Annotated in this window: 19 protein-coding genes; 6 read left to right on the plus strand and 13 right to left on the minus strand. The window is 48.3% G+C overall.

The features are described from left to right. Window positions 1–98 precede the first annotated feature (98 nt). The 5 genes from B5P39_RS05230 to B5P39_RS05250 all read left to right on the plus strand — a co-directional run bounded on the left by B5P39_RS05230 (window position 99) and on the right by B5P39_RS05250 (window position 4,791). Window positions 99–1,820, plus strand: coding sequence for a phospho-sugar mutase (locus tag B5P39_RS05230; RefSeq protein ID WP_088210710.1), 1,722 nt, complete (start codon window positions 99–101; stop codon window positions 1,818–1,820). 153 nt (window positions 1,821–1,973) lie between these two features. Then, window positions 1,974–2,357 (plus strand): VOC family protein, encoded by a 384-nt coding sequence (locus B5P39_RS05235; protein WP_011623292.1) that lies wholly within the window; start codon window positions 1,974–1,976, stop codon window positions 2,355–2,357. Between the two features lie 182 nt (window positions 2,358–2,539). Continuing rightward, window positions 2,540–2,989 carry a GyrI-like domain-containing protein gene (locus tag B5P39_RS05240; RefSeq protein ID WP_088210711.1) on the plus strand — a complete coding sequence of 150 codons (450 nt, stop codon included), beginning with the start codon at window positions 2,540–2,542 and terminating at the stop codon, window positions 2,987–2,989. Between the two features lie 110 nt (window positions 2,990–3,099). Further along, entirely contained in the window at window positions 3,100–3,786 is a 687-nt protein-coding gene (locus tag B5P39_RS05245; RefSeq protein WP_088210712.1) for a helix-turn-helix transcriptional regulator, read from the plus strand. Window positions 3,787–3,861: 75 nt separating this feature from the next. Beyond that, window positions 3,862–4,791, plus strand: coding sequence for a hypothetical protein (locus tag B5P39_RS05250; RefSeq protein WP_232015302.1), 930 nt, complete (start codon window positions 3,862–3,864; stop codon window positions 4,789–4,791). 73 nt (window positions 4,792–4,864) lie between these two features. Here the strand turns inward: B5P39_RS05250 and B5P39_RS05255 are convergent, their stop codons facing one another. The 8 genes from B5P39_RS05255 to B5P39_RS05290 all read right to left on the minus strand — a co-directional run bounded on the left by B5P39_RS05255 (window position 4,865) and on the right by B5P39_RS05290 (window position 10,562). Further along, window positions 4,865–5,167 carry an AzlD domain-containing protein gene (locus B5P39_RS05255; RefSeq protein ID WP_088210713.1) on the minus strand — a complete coding sequence of 101 codons (303 nt, stop codon included), beginning with the start codon at window positions 5,165–5,167 and terminating at the stop codon, window positions 4,865–4,867. After that, window positions 5,164–5,859, minus strand: coding sequence for an AzlC family ABC transporter permease (locus tag B5P39_RS05260; RefSeq protein ID WP_232015343.1), 696 nt, complete (start codon window positions 5,857–5,859; stop codon window positions 5,164–5,166). Before B5P39_RS05260 ends, B5P39_RS05255 begins: the two co-directional genes overlap by 4 nt. A 137-nt stretch (window positions 5,860–5,996) precedes the next feature. Then, window positions 5,997–6,833: an AraC family transcriptional regulator gene (locus B5P39_RS05265; protein ID WP_088210715.1), complete on the minus strand. Its 837-nt coding sequence runs from the start codon at window positions 6,831–6,833 to the stop codon at window positions 5,997–5,999. A gap of 169 nt (window positions 6,834–7,002) precedes the next feature. After that, entirely contained in the window at window positions 7,003–7,671 is a 669-nt protein-coding gene (locus B5P39_RS05270) for a Vat family streptogramin A O-acetyltransferase (RefSeq protein WP_441347604.1), read from the minus strand. A 130-nt stretch (window positions 7,672–7,801) separates the two neighbouring features. Next, the gene (locus tag B5P39_RS05275) at window positions 7,802–8,695 is read right to left on the minus strand and encodes a bifunctional transcriptional activator/DNA repair enzyme AdaA (protein ID WP_086902536.1); all 894 of its coding nucleotides are present in this window, start codon (window positions 8,693–8,695) and stop codon (window positions 7,802–7,804) included. Between the two features lie 13 nt (window positions 8,696–8,708). Then, entirely contained in the window at window positions 8,709–9,476 is a 768-nt protein-coding gene (locus B5P39_RS05280) for an SDR family oxidoreductase (protein WP_088210717.1), read from the minus strand. 141 nt (window positions 9,477–9,617) lie between these two features. Continuing rightward, entirely contained in the window at window positions 9,618–9,992 is a 375-nt protein-coding gene (locus B5P39_RS05285) for a hypothetical protein (RefSeq protein WP_088210718.1), read from the minus strand. A gap of 114 nt (window positions 9,993–10,106) precedes the next feature. Continuing rightward, window positions 10,107–10,562, minus strand: coding sequence for a nuclear transport factor 2 family protein (locus B5P39_RS05290; protein WP_088210719.1), 456 nt, complete (start codon window positions 10,560–10,562; stop codon window positions 10,107–10,109). 751 nt (window positions 10,563–11,313) lie between these two features. Here B5P39_RS05290 and B5P39_RS05300 point away from each other — a divergent pair. Continuing rightward, a complete protein-coding gene (locus tag B5P39_RS05300; protein WP_088210721.1) occupies window positions 11,314–12,198 on the plus strand; it encodes a hypothetical protein in 885 nt (294 codons plus the stop codon). A 525-nt stretch (window positions 12,199–12,723) separates the two neighbouring features. Here the strand turns inward: B5P39_RS05300 and panP are convergent. The 5 genes from panP to B5P39_RS05325 form a co-directional block, all read right to left on the minus strand. Beyond that, window positions 12,724–14,373 carry a pyridoxal-dependent aspartate 1-decarboxylase PanP gene (gene panP, locus B5P39_RS05305; protein ID WP_088210722.1) on the minus strand — a complete coding sequence of 550 codons (1,650 nt, stop codon included), beginning with the start codon at window positions 14,371–14,373 and terminating at the stop codon, window positions 12,724–12,726. A 242-nt stretch (window positions 14,374–14,615) separates the two neighbouring features. Next, the gene (locus tag B5P39_RS05310) at window positions 14,616–15,761 is read right to left on the minus strand and encodes a glycerate kinase (protein WP_088210723.1); all 1,146 of its coding nucleotides are present in this window, start codon (window positions 15,759–15,761) and stop codon (window positions 14,616–14,618) included. 58 nt (window positions 15,762–15,819) lie between these two features. Beyond that, window positions 15,820–17,178 (minus strand): GntP family permease, encoded by a 1,359-nt coding sequence (locus B5P39_RS05315; RefSeq protein WP_011717569.1) that lies wholly within the window; start codon window positions 17,176–17,178, stop codon window positions 15,820–15,822. 271 nt (window positions 17,179–17,449) lie between these two features. Further along, entirely contained in the window at window positions 17,450–18,448 is a 999-nt protein-coding gene (locus tag B5P39_RS05320; protein ID WP_088210724.1) for a catalase family peroxidase, read from the minus strand. 239 nt (window positions 18,449–18,687) lie between these two features. Further along, complete coding sequence (locus B5P39_RS05325) at window positions 18,688–19,920, minus strand: sugar diacid recognition domain-containing protein (protein ID WP_088210725.1); 1,233 nt, start codon at window positions 19,918–19,920, stop codon at window positions 18,688–18,690. Window positions 19,921–20,046: the final 126 nt, after the last annotated feature.

Raw genomic sequence — 20,046 nt, forward strand, 5'->3', positions numbered from 1 at the left:
TCTTTACACTTAAATCCGCCGTGAAAAGTGCAAATTCGCTTGTTCTTCGACATGGATTTTCCTAAGGTGATTGAAAATGATTTTCACTGAGGCCCCCTATGAATACCCATTTGCAATTACAGGTTAAGCATTGGCTCGAAAATGACCCAGATCCCCGCACTCAGGCACAACTGCAAGCCTTAATCGATGCCGGAAATGACGCCGAACTCGAGGCACGTTTCGCGGGACGTTTAGAATTTGGAACCGCCGGATTACGCGGTGTGGTGGGCGCAGGTCCTATGGGCATGAATCGCTTGGTTATCCGCCAAACGTCTGCAGGGCTTGGTGCCTATCTACTTGAACAAATTAAAGATGCCGCCGAGCGCGGAGTCGTGATTGGTTACGATGGCCGCCACGATTCACGCACTTTCGCCCATGATACCGCCAGTGTGCTCACCGCGATGGGGATTAAAGTGCGCCTCACCGCCAAAGTGGCACCAACGCCGCTGGTGGCCTTTGGCGTTAAGCATTTTAATGCCGCCGCCGGTATTGTGGTGACCGCCAGCCATAACCCGCCACAATACAATGGCTACAAAGTGTATTGGGAAAACGGCGCGCAGATTATCCCGCCCCATGACTCAGGTATCGCCGCTCAAATTGAGCTGGCGGCAACTCAAGCAATTCCGTTTATGGATCAGGTGGAGGGGACCAAACAGGGCAAGCTTATCTGGTTGCAGGACGATTATTACGAAACCTATCGCCGCGGCGTGATGCACGCCAATGTGCTGCAAAATAACACCGCGCCCGAAAAAGTCAGTCTTGCCTATACCGCGATGCACGGAGTGGGCGCAGAAATGGCTGAAACCGTGCTTAAAGACGCAGGTTTTACCCAAGTGTATTCGGTGGCGGCGCAGCGCGAACCCGATGGGGATTTCCCAACGGTTAATTTCCCGAATCCGGAAGAAAAAGGTGCGATGGACTTAGTCATCGCCGAAGCGAAAAAGCATGGTGCTATGCTAGCTTGTGCCAATGACCCCGATGCCGACAGATTCGCGGTTGCTGTACGTAAGGATGATGGCGAGTATCAAATGCTAACGGGCGACCAAGTGGGTGTGCTCTTTGGCCATTATCTGTTAAGCCATGCCGCGAAAGACCAACGACTGGTGGGCACGACTATTGTGTCCTCCAGTCTATTATCTAAAATCGCCAAGGGCTTTGGGGTTGAAAGTTATACCACGCTCACTGGTTTTAAATGGTTGATGAATGTGGGGATTGCGCAGAGTCAGCCTGATAATCAATTCCTGTTTGCCTACGAAGAGGCGCTGGGTTACACCGTCGGTAACATGGTGTGGGATAAGGACGGCCTATCGGCCTTAGTCGCCTTCGCCCAATTAACCGCCGAGCTTGCCGCCAAAGGGCAAAGCATTTGGGATAGACTCGAGCAGATATACCGCGAGCAGGGTTTCCATCTCAATGCTCAAGTTAGCATTGCCTTAAAACCCGACACTCCCAATATCGGCGCCTATCTGCGTGAACATCCGCCGCTGGCAATTGGTGAACATGCCGTGGTGTCGACCGATGATCTCAAGGCGTTAGAGCGCCGCTTTGCCGATGGCAAGGTTGAGAAAATCAATCTGCCCGCCAGTGATGTATTAACCTACCGCTTAGCCAATGGCGCGCGGGTGATAGTACGGCCGTCGGGCACTGAGCCTAAAATCAAGTGTTATTACGAGGTGGTCGAGCCTATGACGGCGCAAGACACCTTAGCCAGCGCCCAGGCTCGGGCAACTCAGGCGATGGAGGCGTTTATTTCTGCCCATCAGGCGAGCCTACCTAAATAAGCGCTTTTAGCGCACTCAATAAAATCAGCTTCACTCAAAGGCTACTGACATGATGTTGTCAGTAGCCTTGTTTTATTCTTGTTGTCGTCTGCTGGTGAATCACATTTATAACATGATGAATCATCGGCATTTTTCAACAAGGAGAAAGTGAAAATGTTATCAATTGCACCGTTAGTCTGGGGTGAAATTCCTGTCAGTGATATGGATCGTGCCATCGCTTTTTATCAACAACATTTCGGCGTTGAATTTAAACGTGACGATATGGAAGACATGCAATACGCGACGCTGGTAACAGAGGAGGAAGGCGCCGCCAGCATTGGCCTCGTTAAATGCAGCATGAGCAAACCGTCGATGGAAGGTAGCACTGTATACTTGCATTTCAGCGCACAATTGCAACCTTTAGTGGATAAACTCGTGGCCGCCAATGTGACTATGCTATTGCCTGTAACGCCTATCAAAGACGGCGGTTGTGGCTACATCGCCCTGTTCGTGGATAGCGAAGGCAACAAGGTCGGCCTCTGGTCGCAAAATCAGTAATGTAAACCCTGCAGAGTCGTGCCTTGGCACGGCTCTCGGTACTGGTGTTTAGTACTGATGTTTACGCCGATCTTTAATTCGAGTGGATACAGTCAGTTCTGCGGATAAGAGCGATATGCAATAACGTCCCGCGATAGCCTTAAACAAGCAACAGCAAATTTCAGTGATGAAGGTAAAGGATAATGGAACAGGTTTTTATGGCGGCTCAACCTATGCTTGGGCTGAGTACGCGCACCAACAATAGCACCGAAATGGCGGATGAGGGCGGCAAGATTGCAGCGCTTTGGCAGACATTCTTTGAATCATCACAACTCACGGCGATGCTCGATTCTCCCATGTATGGGGTTTACTACGACTATGAATCGGATATGACGGGAGATTATTCGGTTTTAGTGGGGAAAAGCGTTGAGTCTGTCAGCGAGACCGGCCCTTTTACGGCATTACAGCTACGAGAAGGAAACTACCTTAAGTTCAGTGCACAAGGGGAAATGCCCCACTGTGTGGTTGATCTTTGGGGACAGATTTGGCGCTACTTTAGTACAGCTGATTGTCCGCATCAGCGTGATTATCAAACGGACTTTGAGGTCTATCGAAGCGCCGATAAGGTCGAGATTTATATCGGGATCGTGTAGGCCGAATCCATAACGCTTTGCCTGTACAGTATCGCTTGGGCGGGTAAGCTTTAGCGGTTAAGATCCCTAAACTTTCGCAGCAAAGCCAATTTGAGGTGTGATTACTGTCCATGCGCCGTGCCGACCGCCTATTCCAAATAGTGCAAATTCTTAAACATCGACGATTAACGACCGCCCAAGAGCTGGCGGACCGTTTAGAAGTCTCGACCCGCACTGTGTACCGCGATGTGCAGGATTTATGTTTGAGCGGCATTCCCATTGAAGGGGAGGCGGGTGTGGGCTATCTATTGCGCCACGAAGTGAATGTGCCGCCACTGATGTTTAACGAGGCCGAATTAGAGGCGATTCAAGTCGGCATGCGAATGGTGCAAACATGGGGCGGCAAAGAGCTTGGCAGTGCGGCGCGTCAGGCGATGATAAAAGTGGAGGCAGTACTCCCTAAGCGCTTGCAAGCCTATCAATCCTTGATGTTTTCGCCGGATTTTTATTTAGATTCCAACGAGTTTCAGTTTCTCGATCCGCTGCGTAATGCGGCCCAGCGCCGTGAGTACGTCAAACTCTTCTATCAAGATGTGAATAAAGCGCTGACCGAGCGTGAAGTGCGGCCGCTCGCCATCTATTTTTGGCGCGGCACTTGGACCTTGCTGACATGGTGCGAATTACGCCAAGATTTTCGCAACTTTCGGGTCGATCGTATTACAGGATTGTTAAGGCTTAACCGCCATTTTGAACCGACGCCGGGGCAGGAATTAGAGGATTATATTTGCTTGATGGATTCACAAAATGCACAAATATAGTGCAGTCCATTACTCGCTGCTGATATGTTCTGCTAGAATCAAACGATAGGGACTGGTTTCATATATGTAGTGGGCATGTACATGATAATATTTAGGCATTTTAGTTTTTTAATTATGCTGGTTTATATTAGTACATGCTTTTTTCCTTCTTTGTCATATGCTGTTGACTCTTTTATTACTAATCCTCCAGAGTCTGATAATGACTATAGATATCAATATACCTATGATCTATTGGCATTGATTATTGATGCAACAAAGGACGATTTTGGTGATGCTTCGCTAGAGGTATCTGATGTTGTGATGAGTCGTAATCGAATTTTTAGAGAGTTATTAGAAGGTAACAACATTAATGTGATGGCAGAAGCTTCTAATGTTACTTGGGATCAGCAGCTTATTCCTGTAAAAATACCTATCCGTAAAGGGATCCAGGGAATTAGGTTATTTATCATCAAGAAAGATAACTTACCCCTTATGGCGAATATTAAGACTTTAGCAGAGTTAGCGGCGTTAGATACGGGGTCAGGTAGTCAATGGTCTACGAAAGTCGCCATGCAAAAGGCAGGGTTTAATGTGATAGAAAGTACTCAATATGATAATTTATTCAATATGTTATCTGTTGGGCGTTTTGTGACATTTGGTCGAGGAGTTAATGAAGTTTTTCAGGAGGTGGAGCAATTTAATAAAAAATATCCCGATTTAACCGTAGATAATAATGTTTTACTTTATATTCCATTAGCCACCTATTATTACGTATCACCAAGTCAACCTCGTTTAGCAAAAAGAATACAAGTAGGCCTAAAGAGAATTATTGAAAATGGCCAGTTTGATACATTTTTTTATCAGCGACACTGCGATCTTTTATTAAAAAGTAATATTAATAATAGGATCGTTTTTAAGATTAATAATCCACTAGTTTCTGAGGCGGAAATGACTTCTATTGTTGGAAAGGACTTCTTAATCAATCCAAGTAGTGACTTTTCGAATTTATGTGAAAAATATCATTAAGTCACTATTCTCTTGTATATTTAGCTTTGCCTTAAAGCTATTTTACGGTTGTTTACACTGTAAGATTTAAGCCTCAATGAATAGTGAAAAATAATCCCATGCTCAGCACTGTGGTCAATAGGGTATTACGCGTGACAAATGCTAATACTGTTGCGACCACAGCGCATATCAAGTAGCTGTTATCTAAGCTTAAATCGAGTTTTCCCTCCTGCACAAATACGATAGGTGCAAAGATGGCTGTGAGTACGGCGGGTGCCGAATAACTCAAAAAGGTCTGGGTATTTTTACTCAGCCTTAGCGGCAGTTTTGGCTCAAGCAGTAAATGCCGACTGATAAACACCACCGCCGCCATTGAAAAAATCATTAACCAGATCATAGGTTTTCCTCAGCTTGGGTGGCAGTCGTGTCGATTTTGGGGGCTGGCTGATCCTCGCCCGTGACTTTGGCATAGAGCACGCCGGCGCTCATCCCCGATAGGGCGGCAATTAACAGTCCCGCCTGAATATCCAGCACGGCGCACACCACAGCTAAGGTGAGTGAAACCAGCACACAGACTAGGATTGACGGCTTTTTCACCGTCGGGACTACAAGCGCAATAAAGGTCGCGGCAATGGCAAAGTCGAGCCCTAATTCGCCTAAGTTATCGATAGCATTGCCCGCGATAATGCCGAGCAGGGTGGCGAGGTTCCAACCAAGGTAAAAACTCAGACCGCCGCCCAGCGCGTACCAAGGATCGAATTTATGCAGCTTGCCTTGATTAGCAATGGCAAAGAGTTCATCGGTTAATAAAAAGCCCAGAGTGAGGCGCCATTTCAGTGGTAAGGGGCTGATTTGGCTGCGCATCGCCATGGCGTACAGCAAGTGACGCGAGGTGATCAGCAAGGTGGTGATTAAAATGCTCCACAGACCAATCCCCGCCTTAACCATGCCGAGCGCGACCAATTGCGCGGCGCCCGCAAAAATAATCGCCGACATGGCCTGACTTTCTATTGGTGTTAGTCCGACCTCAATCGCGAATGAGCCCGCGAGGATCCCCCAAGGAACTACGGCAATGGTGAGTGGCAACATGGCGAGTGTGCCCTTGAAAAAGGCCTTGGTCTTACTGGATGAATGGGTGTGGACAATATACGGCTCAGACACTCTGGCTCCTCACAACGCTGGGATAAAAAGAATATAAGGGGTTAAGGCTAACGTAAAATCAGGGCTTAAGCTTGGATAATATTGCGGCCGATCCCCTTGGCAAATTGCCCTGGGGTGAGCCCGACAGTCTTTTTAAAATGGCGGTTTAAATGGCTCTGATCATGAAAACCGCACTCCATGGCGACATCGAGCAGCTTGATCCCTTGGCCGATTTTCTGTTTTGCCAGTCTGACTCTGGCCTGAGTTTGATAGGCGTGGGGCGGCAGACCATAACAACGTTGGAATTGTCTGAGCAAATAATAGGGGCTTAATCCCGCGAGTGTGGCCAACTCTTCGAGGGAGATATCGGCCGCGGGATGATCGTCAATAAAGGATTTCACCAAGGCTAATGCAGGCTTAGCGTTTGCCCCCAAGTGTTCACTGGGATAATTACATCCATGGCGCGCCATCAGTTGCGTCAGGCTCGAATAGACCAGACTTTCACGTAGTAGGCGATTGTCCGAGGTATCTAAGGTGCTAAAGGTGAGGCGCAGCAATTCGGCAAGCTCGGGGTCGTGCACTACGGGTTGTGGGAAATAGGGCGCGCCGCGAGCTGAAGTGAACTCCTGAGTCATATTGGCAAATTGGGCGGGAACGGGATACATAGCACGATAGGACCAGCCGTCCTCGGTGGCGCTACAGCCATTATGTACTTCGTCGGCATTGACAAGAATAATGCTGTGTTTTGGCGCCACATGGTTGCCACCCGTGCGATAAAAACGCTGAGCGCCCGTTTCAATCACGCCAACCGTGTAACCTTCATGGGTATGGCGACTAAAATTTTGCTTATGGTAGTGGGCGTTAAGTAGCTCAAGGCCCCCAAGCTCATTGGCAATGTGGTAGGCCGCATGTTCAGTGTTCATTTGGCCTCCTTTATCGACTGGATGAATGGGCGAGAGCGTTTATCAAGACCAAGGCGTTTAATGCTTGTTTTGCCAGATAGTAACCCAGAACGCTTCGACACTTTTGTACAAAATTGCGCTTTGCCGTGTTTTTGGGGAAGTTTTGGGCGCCGCTTTCTGCCGCCAACGGTCAGGGCTGCGTGTGTATTTCATCGGCTAAGCGGGCTAGTTGGCTAAGATCGGCGCCCACAATGGCAGGTAGATGCTCGCTGATTTTCTCAATCGGCCAATCCCACCACGCAATGGCGAGTAGCTTGTCGATTACCTCTGGCTCGAATCGCAACTTAATCACAGTCGCAGGGTTACCGCCGACGATGGCATAGGGCGGCACATCCTTAGTGACCACGGCTTGGCTGGCGATAATGGCGCCGTGGCCGACGTTGACGCCGGGCATAATGGTAGCGTTATAGCCTATCCACACATCATGGCCTATGCGGGTGTCGCCCTTAAAGGGTAAATCCTCGGGCTTAGGTGCCGCCTTTTCCCAACCATTGCCGAAGATATAAAAGGGATAAGTGGAAAAGCCCGACACCTGATGATTGGCGCCATTCATAATGAATTTAACATCCCGTGCAATGGCACAAAATTTACCAATAATCAGCTTATCGCCAATAAAGTCAAAGTGATAAAGCACGTTAGACTCAAATCTTTCGGGCCCCGCTGGATCGTCATAATAGGTGTAATCGCCGACGATAATAGTGTCACGGCTAATAAAGTTCTTCAGAAAGCCCACTTGAGGAAATCCTTTTAAGGGGGATTTATCATTCGGATTAGGTCCCAGTTGGGATGGGAAATGCATCGGCATGTTTGCCTCCCTGATGATTTAATGGTTAAGAATTGGGTCGTCGCGCAGTTAGAATTAGAGCTAAGTTAAGAGTCGAGCGCCGTTAAGCACTGGAATGCTCAGTTATACCTGCTGGTGGATCTTTTTACTCACAATAGGCCGCTTCCCTTGCCAATATGGCATGTTTGCGGGTTTCACCCCAGCGATAGCCGCCAAGTTCACCACTTTGACGTAGCACTCGATGGCAGGGGATAAGTAATGCCACCGGATTGGCACCAATCGCCGTACCGACGGCGCGTGAGGCCTTAGGCTTGCCAATGGCCTTGGCAATATCACCATAGGAGGCGACCTCTCCCTTAGGTAAATTCAGCAGGGCGCGCCACACATTAAGCTGAAAATTAGTGCCTTTTACCCAGAGTGAGAGCGGGGCTGGCTCGCCTTGGTGTATAGCCTGAGTATTAGGTGCTGTTAAATTAACCTCTGCGGCACTCGAGCCCGCAAAGTACTGGCTAAAGAGGTGATCAATTAAGCTTGCCGTTTGCGCCGTGTCCTCATAAATGGTGGCCTGACTCCAGCTTTGCTTTAAACGTTCTAATGGCAATTGAATTTGCTGCATATCGACAAAATCAAACTGGCAAATGCCCCGGGCCGTTTGGGCGATAAAGGCCAAACCGAAGGGCGTAGGATGATAGCCATAGGCAATGCTGATCCCTAAACCCTGCTGGCGATATTCGAAGGGGGTGACCGCCTCGAGTTGCACAAAATGATCGTATAAGCGCGAGCCACTGCTCAGGCCTAACTCATAACTGGCACTCAAGGTCGAGTGGGACGGCTGCTGCAATAACTGTTTTGCCCGCTCTAGGGTTAAGGCCTGCAAATAACGTTTGGGAGTGATCCCAGCCCAGCGACTAAAGAGCCGCTGAAAATGGAATTCACTTAAATGGACGTGCGCCGCAATTTCCGCCAGTGAGGGTTGATGACCCACATGTTGACGAATAAAGTCAATAGCACGCGCAATTCGCTCGTAATCTTGGGTCATCGTTATCCATTCCCTAGGTTTTACAGATGGACACACCACCATCGACCAATAAGGCTATCCCTGTGGTAAAACTGGCCGCATCGGAGGCGAGATATAGCGCCGATTGGGCAATTTCCGCGGGATCTGCGAGGCGCTTGAGGGCATGGAGGTTCTTCACAAAGGCCATGGCCTCCGGGGTATTAGCAAACTCCCGCCCCATGGGGGTATCTGTACCGCCAGGCAATAGCGCATTGACCCTAATGCCGCGAGCGCCGTATTCAACGGCCAAGGATTGGGTTAAGCCAATCATCCCCGCTTTACTCGCCGCATAGGCCGCCGTTTGCGGAAAGCCTATGGTATAGCCAACAAAGGAAGATGTAAAAATAATCGACCCTGCGCCACGTTTAAGCATTTGTGGTAATTGATATTTTGCCGCTAAAAATGCACTGGTAAGGTTGGTTGTTAGGGTGTTTTCCCATTCGGCACGGCTAAGCGCATCCGAATCCACACCTAACTCGCCATTAATGCCGGCATTGTTAAAGGCGATATCCAATCCACCATACTGCTCGACGGCAAGCGCCACTAAGTCACTGGCATACACCTCGTCGGTCACATTGCCCGCCAGATAAACCGCTTCACCGCCTTGAGTGATGATCTCATCCACCAATGAGGCCAATATGGCGCCGCGACGCGCCCCCAGTACCAGTTTTGCGCCTTCACGGGCAAAGCGTTTTGCGGTGGCATAGCCAATTCCCGAACTTGCCCCAGTAATGATTGCGACCTTTCCCTGTAACACTGCCATAGATATGTCTCCATTGATTGCCTCGGCCAATATGCGCCGATAGAGACATAGTGAAGGTTTAGGGTATGCAACTCGACCCGAATCTTGCGCTTTTATACTCGGCGCTAAAGTCGTGGAAGTTTGGCGGATTGCTACGGAGTTTTAGACAACGCCAGCAGCATAAATCAGTAGCAAAGACAGCGGGGCGGAAACAACACCGATTAAGCGAAATTGATTCTTAAACGCTTGGGCTGACCATAGGGCAAATTTACGATGCTTACTCGGCGGCGTACATGCCAAGCCTATTCCCACACAGAGTAAGACAATGCCTATCGCAAGAATGATCTGTGGAAATCGGGTGTCGGCGCAATATTGGATAAAAATGACACCCGCAATAATTCGGCTAACCACTTCAACAATATGGAAGTAGGGCCGTTCGCTAAATACAATGATACCGTTAGCGAACGCTGCAGGCTTAACGACCATTACAAGGCTAAAGAACAGCATCAATAGGCCAAAAGCCGCAATAAAATACATCGCTATTCCGTGTCTTGTGAGGTGTGTTAAAGCCTATATCCAAAGGTTTAATCGATACTGTTCACCGCAATAGCTTTAAGCCAGTATCGATTTCCCCTCTTTATCGCACAAGCCTTACCAGAGCTCTTTTACAAGAGATATTTTGCCATCGGTAAAGCCAAATAAGACGAGCAGGGGCTGCTCTTGCTGCCATTGTCCATCGGGTTGAATGCTGCCGTGGGCATATTCGACGGCGACATGGTTTTTACCCACAATGTAATTTAATACCCGCTGTTCCTTCGGCTGTTGATAGGCGCCCCGAGCAATATTGCGGATAAAGGCACTGCGCCAACTGGCCCTATCAAAATTAGCGCCATATTCGAGGTGGATATAATTCACATTGGGATGCAGTAATCCCAGAAAATCATCGACATCTTGTTCGCTAGAACCCGATTGGCTGACCTTATCTAGAGCTTTAAAGTAGGCATGAATTTGCGGTAATTGGCACTCAGCATCACAGGTTTGGCTCGCATTTGTGGATGGACTCAGCAGACAACAGAGGGTGAGCAATATCGATAAATAGTATTTCATCGCAACTCCTTTGCATTGGTTATAAAAATGTCTAAATATTGATTTTGGCTAGATTACTCTGCCGTGGTGCAAAAACCAACATCGAGCAAACCTCGACTATCTGGAAGGCAAACATTTATTTATCAGCTCATTTTTGATGATTGTTTTACCTTGTTATTCAAGATTAAAACAACGTCGTGGGTTTCACCCCCTGATTTATAATCAAGAGTCGACCAAGGAGGACTGCTCGTCCTATCCTCCTTGGATGCTCCAAGACGCCCCAACGGAGTTGAAAGCCCCTTGTGCTCATTGCCAAATTTGCTATCGCTTCCGAAGGATGCGTCCCTGCACCTGCGAAAGCTAGCTTGCCATCCATGGCAAGACTCACGCAATTTGTCTATTCGCCCTGCGGCAACTCCGAGGGGAAGGTGAACTCCTTCATCTTTTGTGTTATTTGCAAGTCATGCAAAGCAAACCGAGTAATGCTTGCCACCACTTTTAAAATTTAACAATGGGTGTCTCGTTAAGCTTTTAACGCAGCGCCCCGCTGCATGATGGCCGCAGAAATGGATATTAGCCCAAGCGTGCTAGCCAAGCTGGTTCCATAGGATTATGTGATGAAGGATATGAATACGAATGAGGTGGTTAAGGGGAGCATAACAGGCAAGAAGACCGAAAAAATCAATCTTATCGCATAAGTCATTACATAACGACTTGATTTGTTAACGATTCATGTTAATTTGGGAAAGTTAATTAGTATGGGATGCTGGAAATGTTTGAAGATATTAGCAGTGCTTTGAAAGCAACTTTATATGAAAGGATGTCGAGCCCATTCATAAGTTCTTTTATTATTTCATGGTGTTTTTTTAACTATAAAATAATATTTATTCTATTCTCTGGCATGGAAACTAGATATAAGTTCTATGAAATTGAGCTTATACAGTCCCAAGCTCAAAATTTAATTGATTATCCTTTTTTTGACGGCTCGTTCTACCCAAATATTTTCTTTTATCCTATGTTGGCGGCACTGTTTTACACTTTAATCTTCCCGTTTTTTGAAGTTGGACTTACATTTGGTTGGATGAAAGGCCAGCAGCTCGTAAAGTCAACAAGAGTTAGAATTGAAGATGTTACCCCTGTTTCACAGGAGCGATACTCTGCATTGTTTAAAAAAATGAGGCAAAAGGATAAAGAGTATGCTGATGATTTAGCAAGTAAGGATGAGCAATGTGCAATTGATTTGGGCATAGAGAAAGCGAAAGTGAAAGAAAAGCAAACTGAAATTGATGAGTTGAATAAATCAATCACAGATCTTGAAGGTACAATAACTTCGCTTGAAAATACAATAAAAAACTTATCGGAAGAGAATAAAAAACTTAACAAAAAAGGTAATTCTGGTTCTAAAGTTAATTCGGTGTCTAAGGACGAAAAATTAGAGTATAAAATTCTTACTGCAATTATTAACTCACCTGATTTTAGAATTTCTAAATCGGGGCTGCTTCAGCAATATACCGGTCAATACAAGCTAGAGGCTGATAGGGTAATTGATTATTTGGTTTCCCAAGGCCTATGCGAACAATTCAGAGATAATCGTGGGAATGAACACTTAAGGTTATCTAATGAAGGTAAGCGTTATTTTGAGTCATTATCTGGCTAGTAGCGGGGGTACGCTTTTCTCCTGCCTAACATCTCCATATACCTATAAGCGCACTTAGCCAACGCTGTGAAGCGTAGGCACGTTAATCCGCCGTGAGGCAGCGTATCCCAATGAGAAAACCACCCACCTAGGTGGTGATTGCTGTCGACGTTGTCTATGCCGCTAATCGCGTCATGTCTGTTCACCATTTGATTGGTTAAGGGGGAGAACATGCGTACAACAGCTAAACTCCCATCTTTTTAAAACGTTGCCGAAGATTGCACTGAGGTTTGCTAAGCCGAATTCGATTGCGGACGTGACCTTCGATGATATGGATATCATCGCAGAGCCGCCATGGATGGCTTCACGGCGTGTCACGGAAGCAATGGAATTCGGCGTATCCGCAACGAGATCAGAAGTGCTTTGTTTTAACTTAACCTTCCTTCATCCCTGCCCTGCAAACAAAAACAGCCGCAAATATTTGCGGCTGTTTGTGATTAACACTCTGTATTTGAATGAGATTTAAAACTTACACCAAACTACTCGTTATTCAGCGACCATAGCCAATAATGCAGGTAAAAACTCTTTATCCAATGCGGCAATTTCACCTTGCTCGATAAGCACTTGATTTAGGATCTCATGGCTAGTCAACGGATTAGCTAATACCACGCGAAACACCACAGTAGGCTGTCTAAAGTAGCGCGCGGGTTGAATACGGGTGCGCGAGACAAAGGATTTACCCTGTTCGCGTTGGTGTTTTTGAATAAATTGGGTTAGACCATCGAGCAGCTCATTAAATTGAGCGAGTTTGGCCTTATTGCCTTGTTCTATCGCCAGTTGCATCGCCGCCTGCACATTCGCAGGCACATAACGATAGGTGAGCAGGCACAGCTCTGGCGCTGTGACTAGCTCAAAGTCAGGGTGTGCGTCGATTTGCTCGGCAAAATAACGGGCTTTTTCAAGGCTGTTATTGATCAGGATTTCGTAACCATCGCGGCCGATAATCTGCAAACAGGCGTGCACTAACATGGCCATGCCGGGGCGTGAGCCTTCGAGCGTTTGGCTGCCTAAATCCTTAGAGCCTCGGCGCAAAATATATTCGGCGTGGTGAGCAATCGCATGGGCAAACTCAGGATTTTTAAACAGCACCATACCCGCGCCCATGGGGACATACATTTGCTTATGGGCATCGATGGTGACTGAGTCTGCTAGTTCAATACCATCGAGTAAGTGACGGTATTTATTGGATAATAAGCTTGCGCCGCCCCAAGCCGCATCCACATGGAAGTGGCAGTTTAGCTCACTTGCTAAGGCGGCAAGTTCGCGCAGTGGGTCGATATTGCCCGTCTCGGTCGTGCCAGCCACCCCAACAATCGCCATGACTTTAATGCGTTTATTCGCCAGTTCGGCGGCGACTTCGCGCATTTTGGTAACGTCGACTTTATTATTGCCATCGGTTGGGATGCTGATGATATTGTCGCGACCGATACCGAGCAGATCGACGGCCTTACCTAAGGAGTAGTGGCCACGCTCGGAGACCAGAATCGCTAAATCATCGAAGCCATAGTGGCGCAGCGCCTTGATTAAGCCTTCGCGGGTCACGCCTTTAAAGTCGCCATCGGCCTTGAGTAATTGGTTGCGGGCAATCCACAGTGCGGTGATGTTAGCCACTGTGCCGCCGGAGCAAAATGCGCCGAGGGAATGGTTGGCGCTGTGCATCCAATTACGATAAAAATCATCATCTTGAGCGTAAATCAAATGGTGCATCATGCCGAGCACTTGACGCTCAAGCGGCGTAAAAGCCTTGGATGTTTCGATTTTAACCAAGTTTTGATTCAGCCCCACCATCATCTTCGACAGTGGCAACACGAAATAGGGCAGTGCCGAGGTCATGTGGCCGATAAAACTGGGCGCCGCCGTATGTACCGAATGCGCCACCAAGTTTTGCATAATTTCGTCAGTGTAGTCGGAGACAAAGCGCGGCTGGCTTGGAATTTCAAAGGCTTGAAAATCGGTTTCGATCTCGGAGAGCGGCTTTTCCAGCGCGGCAATGCTGTCACCCAAAAAGCCGGCTAAGTCCTCGGAAAGCTTCTGCTCGATAATGCTTAAGGTGGATTCCGCATCTTCGGGCACAGTGAAAATTCGCATCAAACTGTCTTCGGATGCGATGGCTTGGCGAGGGAGTTTTTGGGTCATGGGGCTTGCCGTCTATTAATTCTTATAGTGAAACCGCAAAGGTGATTAAGAGTATAACCAAATACATGGCGCTTAAACCCGTTTACGGATTACCAAAAAGGGAGCTCACTTTACTGCAAGGCCTTTTAGGCATCAAGCACTAAAACACCGCTTAAGTCAGTGCTTGGGTTACAGAATAAACAAAGGCGCTATGAATAGCGCCTTGGGTATATGTCGTTAGCTATCACAACACTAAGGTAAAGTTAGCGCTGGCCCAGCATCAAGACGGCGCCAATATTACGGGCGGTATTGGTCAGATTCGCTTTGGCATTCGCCAGTACATCGTCCAGTGGACTTAAGTGTGGAATGATGGGGAAAATCGCCGCCATACCTTGCTCAAGCACGGCATTGGCATTGTCGCCAAGACAACCCGCAACCCCGATAGTCGGAATATTTTGCAGCTGCGCTTGCTTTAAGACGCCCATCGGAGTTTTGCCAAATATGGTCTGGCCATCGATTCGGCCTTCGCCGGTGATTACAAGATCCGCGCCGCGAATTTTGTCTGCCAGTCCCACCGTTTGCATCACAATCTCGACACCGGGTTTAAGCTCTGCGCCTAAAAAGGCCATTACGCCAAGGCCCATACCGCCCGCCGCGCCCGCGCCAGCTTGGTTGCGGTGATCGGTGACGCCACTTTGGGCAATCACATCGGCATAGTGACTCAGTGCTGCGTCTAAGGTGCTGATCATCTCTGGCGTTGCGCCTTTTTGCGGGCCAAATATGGCCGAAGCACCACGCTCGCCACACAGCGGATTATCGACATCGCAGGCCACTTCAAAGGTACATTCTTTCAGTAGTGGATGAGCATGGCTCATATCGATACTGGCAAGCTGAGACAGCGCCGCGCCGCCCGCACTTAAGGTTTTACCTTGTTTATCCAGCAGTAAAATATCCAGCGCTTGGGCCATACCTGCGCCGCCATCATTAGTCGCACTGCCGCCTAAGCCTAAAATAATGTGCTTTATCCCGCGATTGAGCGCATCACAAATCAGCTCGCCCGTACCATAACTGGTGGTGAGCAGCGGGTTACGCTGATCCCTTGGTACATGGTGTAAACCCGAGGCGGAGGCCATTTCAATCACCGCAACCGTGCCTTTGGCTTGCTGGCCTAAAATGCCGTAATGGGCTTTGACTTTATGGCCCAGTGGCCCCATGACCTCTAAATTGACAATGCTGCCGCCAGTGGCATCGACCATAGATTGCACCGTCCCTTCGCCGCCATCGGCGACGGGAATTTTGACAATCTCACAGTCTGGGATCACTTGTGTTAAGCCTTGTTCGATCGCATTAGCCACATCGAGTGCGCTTAAGCTTTCTTTAAAGGAATCGGGGGCGATAACTATCTTCATTCAAAATCCTACAGCTTTTTGGGCGCAGGGGTGCGCCCAAGGATGAGAAAAGTGCGGCTTAGAGCAGCACTAAGCTTAGTACATACACGGTCAGCATTGCGGTGACGCCTTGGATAAGGGTCGCCATGGTTTGTGCTTTATAGGCTTGTTTAACGCTCATGCGGCTAAATTGAGTGACCACCCAGAAGAAGCTGTCGTTGGCGTGGGAGACTGTCATAGCGCCGGCACCAATGGCCATTACGGTTAACACCCGGCCCATATCGCTACCAAGACCAATATCGCCCAGCATAGGTGCGACTAAGGCTGAGGTTGCCACTAGGGCGACGGTAGATGAACCTTGAGCCGATTTCAGCGCGGCGGCGACGATAAAGGGCATAAAGATACCCACGCCGAGCGCCGACAGTGAGCTACCGAGGAAGTCACCGATAGGAGTGGCTTTTAACACGGCGCCGAAGGCACCACCGGCACCGGTGATCAAAATAATCGGTGCTGCGGCAACGAGGCCTTGGCTGATGCGCTCGCTAAACTCGGCAATCTTGTTATCGCTTTTCAGTAACAACAGTGACAGGAACAGACCAATAAGCAGGGCGTTAACGGGTTGGCCAAGGAAGACTAACAGGCTGAATAGGCCTTCTTTGCCCAGTGGTGCAGACGGGAAGTTGGCGATAGAGCCTAAGCAAATTAATAGGATAGGCACAAAAATCGGTGCAAATGCTTTTAATGGGCTAGGGAGAGTGCCATAGCTTTGTTTTAAGGCTTCAAAATCAGCGGCTTGAGCTTTGAGTTCTTCAGCGCCTTCGCCATCGGGTTCAACACTGGCAAAACGGTTCGCCCAGAACATCCCCGCGAGCGCGGCAACGGCGGCAACCAATAAACCGACACCAATCACTAAGCCTAAGTTGGACTCTAGCCCTAAGTTGCCCGCCGCGGCGATAGGGCCTGGCGTGGGCGGCACGAAGGTGTGAGTGGCATACAGGCCTGTGGCTAATGCCACACTCATGGACACGCTCGAGACCTTCATGCGGTTGGCCATGGATTGTTTAAGCGAGTTTAAGATCACGAAACCCGAGTCACAAAACACCGGAATCGACACTAAATAACCGATAATGGACATAGTGAGTGTGGGGAAGCGTTTACCCAAGACTTTGATCACCACGTCCGCCATGGTAATGGCGGCGCCGCTCTTTTCGAGGATGATACCGATAATGGTCCCTAATACGATTACCAGACCGATATAGCCGAGGATATTACCAAAGCCTGTGGTGATGGTTTTGGCAATATCGCCACTCGGTAAACCGTAGGCGAAGGCGGCGATAAAGGCGGCCAGAATTAAGGTTAAAAACGGATGGAGCTTAAATTTTGAGGTCGCGATAACAATAAATGCAATCACGCCGATGAGGATGAGCACTAAGTTCATAGGTTGTCCCGTTCAGTCTTGGCTGAAGTTCTTAAGTGGTTTTGGCTGTTTTTGTAGGGCGCAGTCTTTATTTAACCCCAAGTCAAATAAAGGTTGCTTTAAGGTCAGCCTATTATTGAACACTGTAAACTGAATAGCTTTGGGTAAATCGACGGAATTACGGGCGGAATTGACCATTATTTTGTGCGTGTGCACAAAATAATAGCCGTGAATTCGAATGTAATGCTAAGAATCTTGTTTTGCTAACGCGAACCGCTAGCCGCGAACCTTGCTATTGACGGCGGATAAAGGACTCGACATATGCCGCGGTGCGGGCATTGAGAATTGGGTCATCCGACGCTGCTATGCCTTGGGGGAGGAGTAGAGGGTTAAAGATGCTTCTATCGCATTGTTGTACTTGAGGATCGCTGTCGCGCTTACCATCAATCACCACTTGACCGACGAGAATGCGCTGGCGGTTTTCGGGCCAGAGCACTGTCGGGTTATTGATCTCATCGCCTTGTTCCGCTAACTGAATATACAGATCCCACTTGGCGGGTTGAGATTGAATTCGCTTGAGTAACTCAGGCTTGAGAAAGTCGTCATCGAGCTGTGCCAATGCTTGCGGAGTGAGTGCTTGCGTGCCCGCTACGGGTTCAAAAATCCATTTACCCGCAATGCTGTTATTTTGCTTATCGGTAAACAGAAAACTGTTCACCCCAAAATACTGGCTATTGGCAAAACTCGGGCTCGGCGGCAATTGTTTTAGATAGTCGAAAAAGGCTTTGGCGTCGGGCTTATTATCGATAAGCCATTGCTTACCTTCGGCGCCTTGCTTGGTTTTAGTTTGGAACAGGTAAAAATCCTCAAGGTTACTGGCAAAGAAGACTGGCACATTGGTGGTAACAAAGTTGAGGTTCTCCCGCTCTCCATCGATTTTCAATGACATAAAGCGCCCGGGAGTCTTGTCGGACAGCTTAGGATTGGTGCCGCCGAGGGAAAAACGGGCGGTCACTTTAATGGGATTTTGATTAAAAAAGGGAATGTTGAGTGAATCGTGCAATTGGGGATTGGGGGCAAAGTAGCCCGAGGTACAAAATCCTTTTGTATGATTACGCAGTTTCACTTTTTTACCCGCCTCGCGACTCGCTGCATCTGGCGTGCCGTTCACTGCATCCACTAATTCGGGAATGGTACGCTCCGCCGCGCTGGCAAGTGGGGCGACAAACACTGAGCCGACCATTAGGCAAGCGGTGGCGAGTGAGCTGAGTTTGGCATGATATGGCTGCATGGGGTTTCCTTCCTTAAGCAATTTAACCGTATGGGTGTCTTGTGCATTTATAGGAAAGGACGAGGCGAAATTATCTTTCACTTATTTTGTGAATATCTGATCAGCGGACAGCAAAATTACGCAACGCCTGCTGGATTAAGTCTGCGTTTGAGCGAGTGATAATTGCTCGCTCATTTCAATTTATTCATTGAGTTAACGCTTGCTGATGTTGAGTTTTACTCTAGCGGTGATATGGGGCTCTACTCGAGTCGGTAATTTGAGGTATCTATCAACTGTCCAAGATAAAGACTTAACAGTCCGTGGAGGGAATGGATGTCACTCTTGGTGAGTTGCTGAATTTTATCTAACCGATATCTTAGGGTATTTCGATGAATAAACAATGCATTAGCACATTGCTGCGCATCACCAAAGTGAGTGATATAGGCGGCTAAAGTCTTACGTAGCTGGCCATTTTTATCGGCCTTGGCTAACTGTTGGTAGGGGCTGGCCAGCGCCTGACCACGCCAATCATGCTTGAGTCCCGATAACAGTACTTGCAAGGAGTAGTCTTCAAACAGGTATTTTGTGCCCTCGGGGTTAAGCTGTTTGCCTAAGTTTAAGGTTTCCTGCGCGGTTTGGTAGGAGCGGGCAATGCCGCCTTTTTCAGGGAAAAAATGCCCAAGGGCGATTTTAAAATGTAAATCCATCTGCGCCGGTAACCGCTGCAGCAGTTTATCGATACGCTGGTTTTCAAGCTCGGGATCCCATTGTTTACCATCCAGAAAGGCGGGTTTTAGGATCACCAGTTGCGACATGGAGGTCATGGCAATCAAGTTGCCGCGATCGGGGTTTTGCAGCAAATGCAGCACTTGTTTGAGGATTTCGCTGACTCTGGGATTACGCTCGTCTGCGTTTTGCTCGCTCTGGACTAATGGAGAAAACGCGGCGGATTTGTGTTGGGTAGGCGCGGATTGTTTTTCACTGACCTCAATAATGGCGGCCACTCGCGGCAGACTGATATCGATGTCGAGTTGTTTGGCCCAGCGATGCAATTGTTCATCGTCATCGGTTTGCGCCTTAATCAACTGCAGAATAAATTCCTCACGCTGACGATTTTCCCACTGCTGCTGATCCTGCTGGTTGGCTTGTTCGACAATCATCTCGGCGGTCATTTTGAGCAGCTCACCGTAGTGGGTTAACTCGGCAGGATCGCCAGTAATACCAATCACCCCAATAATTTGCCCTTGATAATGCAGGGGTAAGTTGATGCCGGGTTTGACGCCATATAAGCCAGAGGCCACTTCTTCACTCAGTTCCACATTGCGGTTTTGGGCGATGGCGAGCAGCGCGCCCTCGTGGGTCGAGCCAATACGTTTGGGATCGCCCGAACCTAAGATCACGCCCTGACCATTCATCACATTGATATTGTGCCCAATGATTTTCATGGTGCGACTCACAATTTGTTTGGCGATGTGTTGATCCAAAACGTACATAACTCACCTTAATTTTCAAACGATTGAGAAAGGGACTGGCGCAAGCGGCAATCTGGTTAGGGTAATGGCAAATAAGAGAAAAGGGCAGGTGTTTTTTAATCTTCTATACTGAGAATTGAACCTAAC

Origin of the sequence: Shewanella sp. Shew256 (assembly GCF_002196695.1) — a bacterium.
Classification (GTDB): Bacteria; Pseudomonadota; Gammaproteobacteria; order Enterobacterales; family Shewanellaceae; genus Shewanella; species Shewanella mangrovisoli.

Excerpts from the sequence above, each read along its gene's own strand:
- B5P39_RS05260 (WP_232015343.1), bottom strand. The coding sequence starts at position 5,859 with ATGTTGCCACTCACCATTGCCGTAGTTCCTTGGGGGATCCTCGCGGGC.
- panP (WP_088210722.1), bottom strand. The coding sequence starts at position 14,373 with ATGACCCAAAAACTCCCTCGCCAAGCCATCGCATCCGAAGACAGTTTG.
- B5P39_RS05250 (WP_232015302.1), top strand. The coding sequence starts at position 3,862 with ATGTACATGATAATATTTAGGCATTTTAGTTTTTTAATTATGCTGGTT.
- B5P39_RS05325 (WP_088210725.1), bottom strand. The coding sequence starts at position 19,920 with ATGTACGTTTTGGATCAACACATCGCCAAACAAATTGTGAGTCGCACC.
- B5P39_RS05275 (WP_086902536.1), bottom strand. The coding sequence starts at position 8,695 with ATGACCCAAGATTACGAGCGAATTGCGCGTGCTATTGACTTTATTCGT.
- B5P39_RS05290 (WP_088210719.1), bottom strand. The coding sequence starts at position 10,562 with ATGAAATACTATTTATCGATATTGCTCACCCTCTGTTGTCTGCTGAGT.
- B5P39_RS05280 (WP_088210717.1), bottom strand. The coding sequence starts at position 9,476 with ATGGCAGTGTTACAGGGAAAGGTCGCAATCATTACTGGGGCAAGTTCG.
- B5P39_RS05240 (WP_088210711.1), top strand. The coding sequence starts at position 2,540 with ATGGAACAGGTTTTTATGGCGGCTCAACCTATGCTTGGGCTGAGTACG.
- B5P39_RS05265 (WP_088210715.1), bottom strand. The coding sequence starts at position 6,833 with ATGAACACTGAACATGCGGCCTACCACATTGCCAATGAGCTTGGGGGC.
- B5P39_RS05315 (WP_011717569.1), bottom strand. The coding sequence starts at position 17,178 with ATGAACTTAGTGCTCATCCTCATCGGCGTGATTGCATTTATTGTTATC.
- B5P39_RS05255 (WP_088210713.1), bottom strand. The coding sequence starts at position 5,167 with ATGATCTGGTTAATGATTTTTTCAATGGCGGCGGTGGTGTTTATCAGT.
- B5P39_RS05230 (WP_088210710.1), top strand. The coding sequence starts at position 99 with ATGAATACCCATTTGCAATTACAGGTTAAGCATTGGCTCGAAAATGAC.
- B5P39_RS05300 (WP_088210721.1), top strand. The coding sequence starts at position 11,314 with ATGTTTGAAGATATTAGCAGTGCTTTGAAAGCAACTTTATATGAAAGG.
- B5P39_RS05285 (WP_088210718.1), bottom strand. The coding sequence starts at position 9,992 with ATGTATTTTATTGCGGCTTTTGGCCTATTGATGCTGTTCTTTAGCCTT.
- B5P39_RS05270 (WP_441347604.1), bottom strand. The coding sequence starts at position 7,671 with ATGCATTTCCCATCCCAACTGGGACCTAATCCGAATGATAAATCCCCC.
- B5P39_RS05320 (WP_088210724.1), bottom strand. The coding sequence starts at position 18,448 with ATGCAGCCATATCATGCCAAACTCAGCTCACTCGCCACCGCTTGCCTA.
- B5P39_RS05245 (WP_088210712.1), top strand. The coding sequence starts at position 3,100 with ATGCGCCGTGCCGACCGCCTATTCCAAATAGTGCAAATTCTTAAACAT.
- B5P39_RS05235 (WP_011623292.1), top strand. The coding sequence starts at position 1,974 with ATGTTATCAATTGCACCGTTAGTCTGGGGTGAAATTCCTGTCAGTGAT.
- B5P39_RS05310 (WP_088210723.1), bottom strand. The coding sequence starts at position 15,761 with ATGAAGATAGTTATCGCCCCCGATTCCTTTAAAGAAAGCTTAAGCGCA.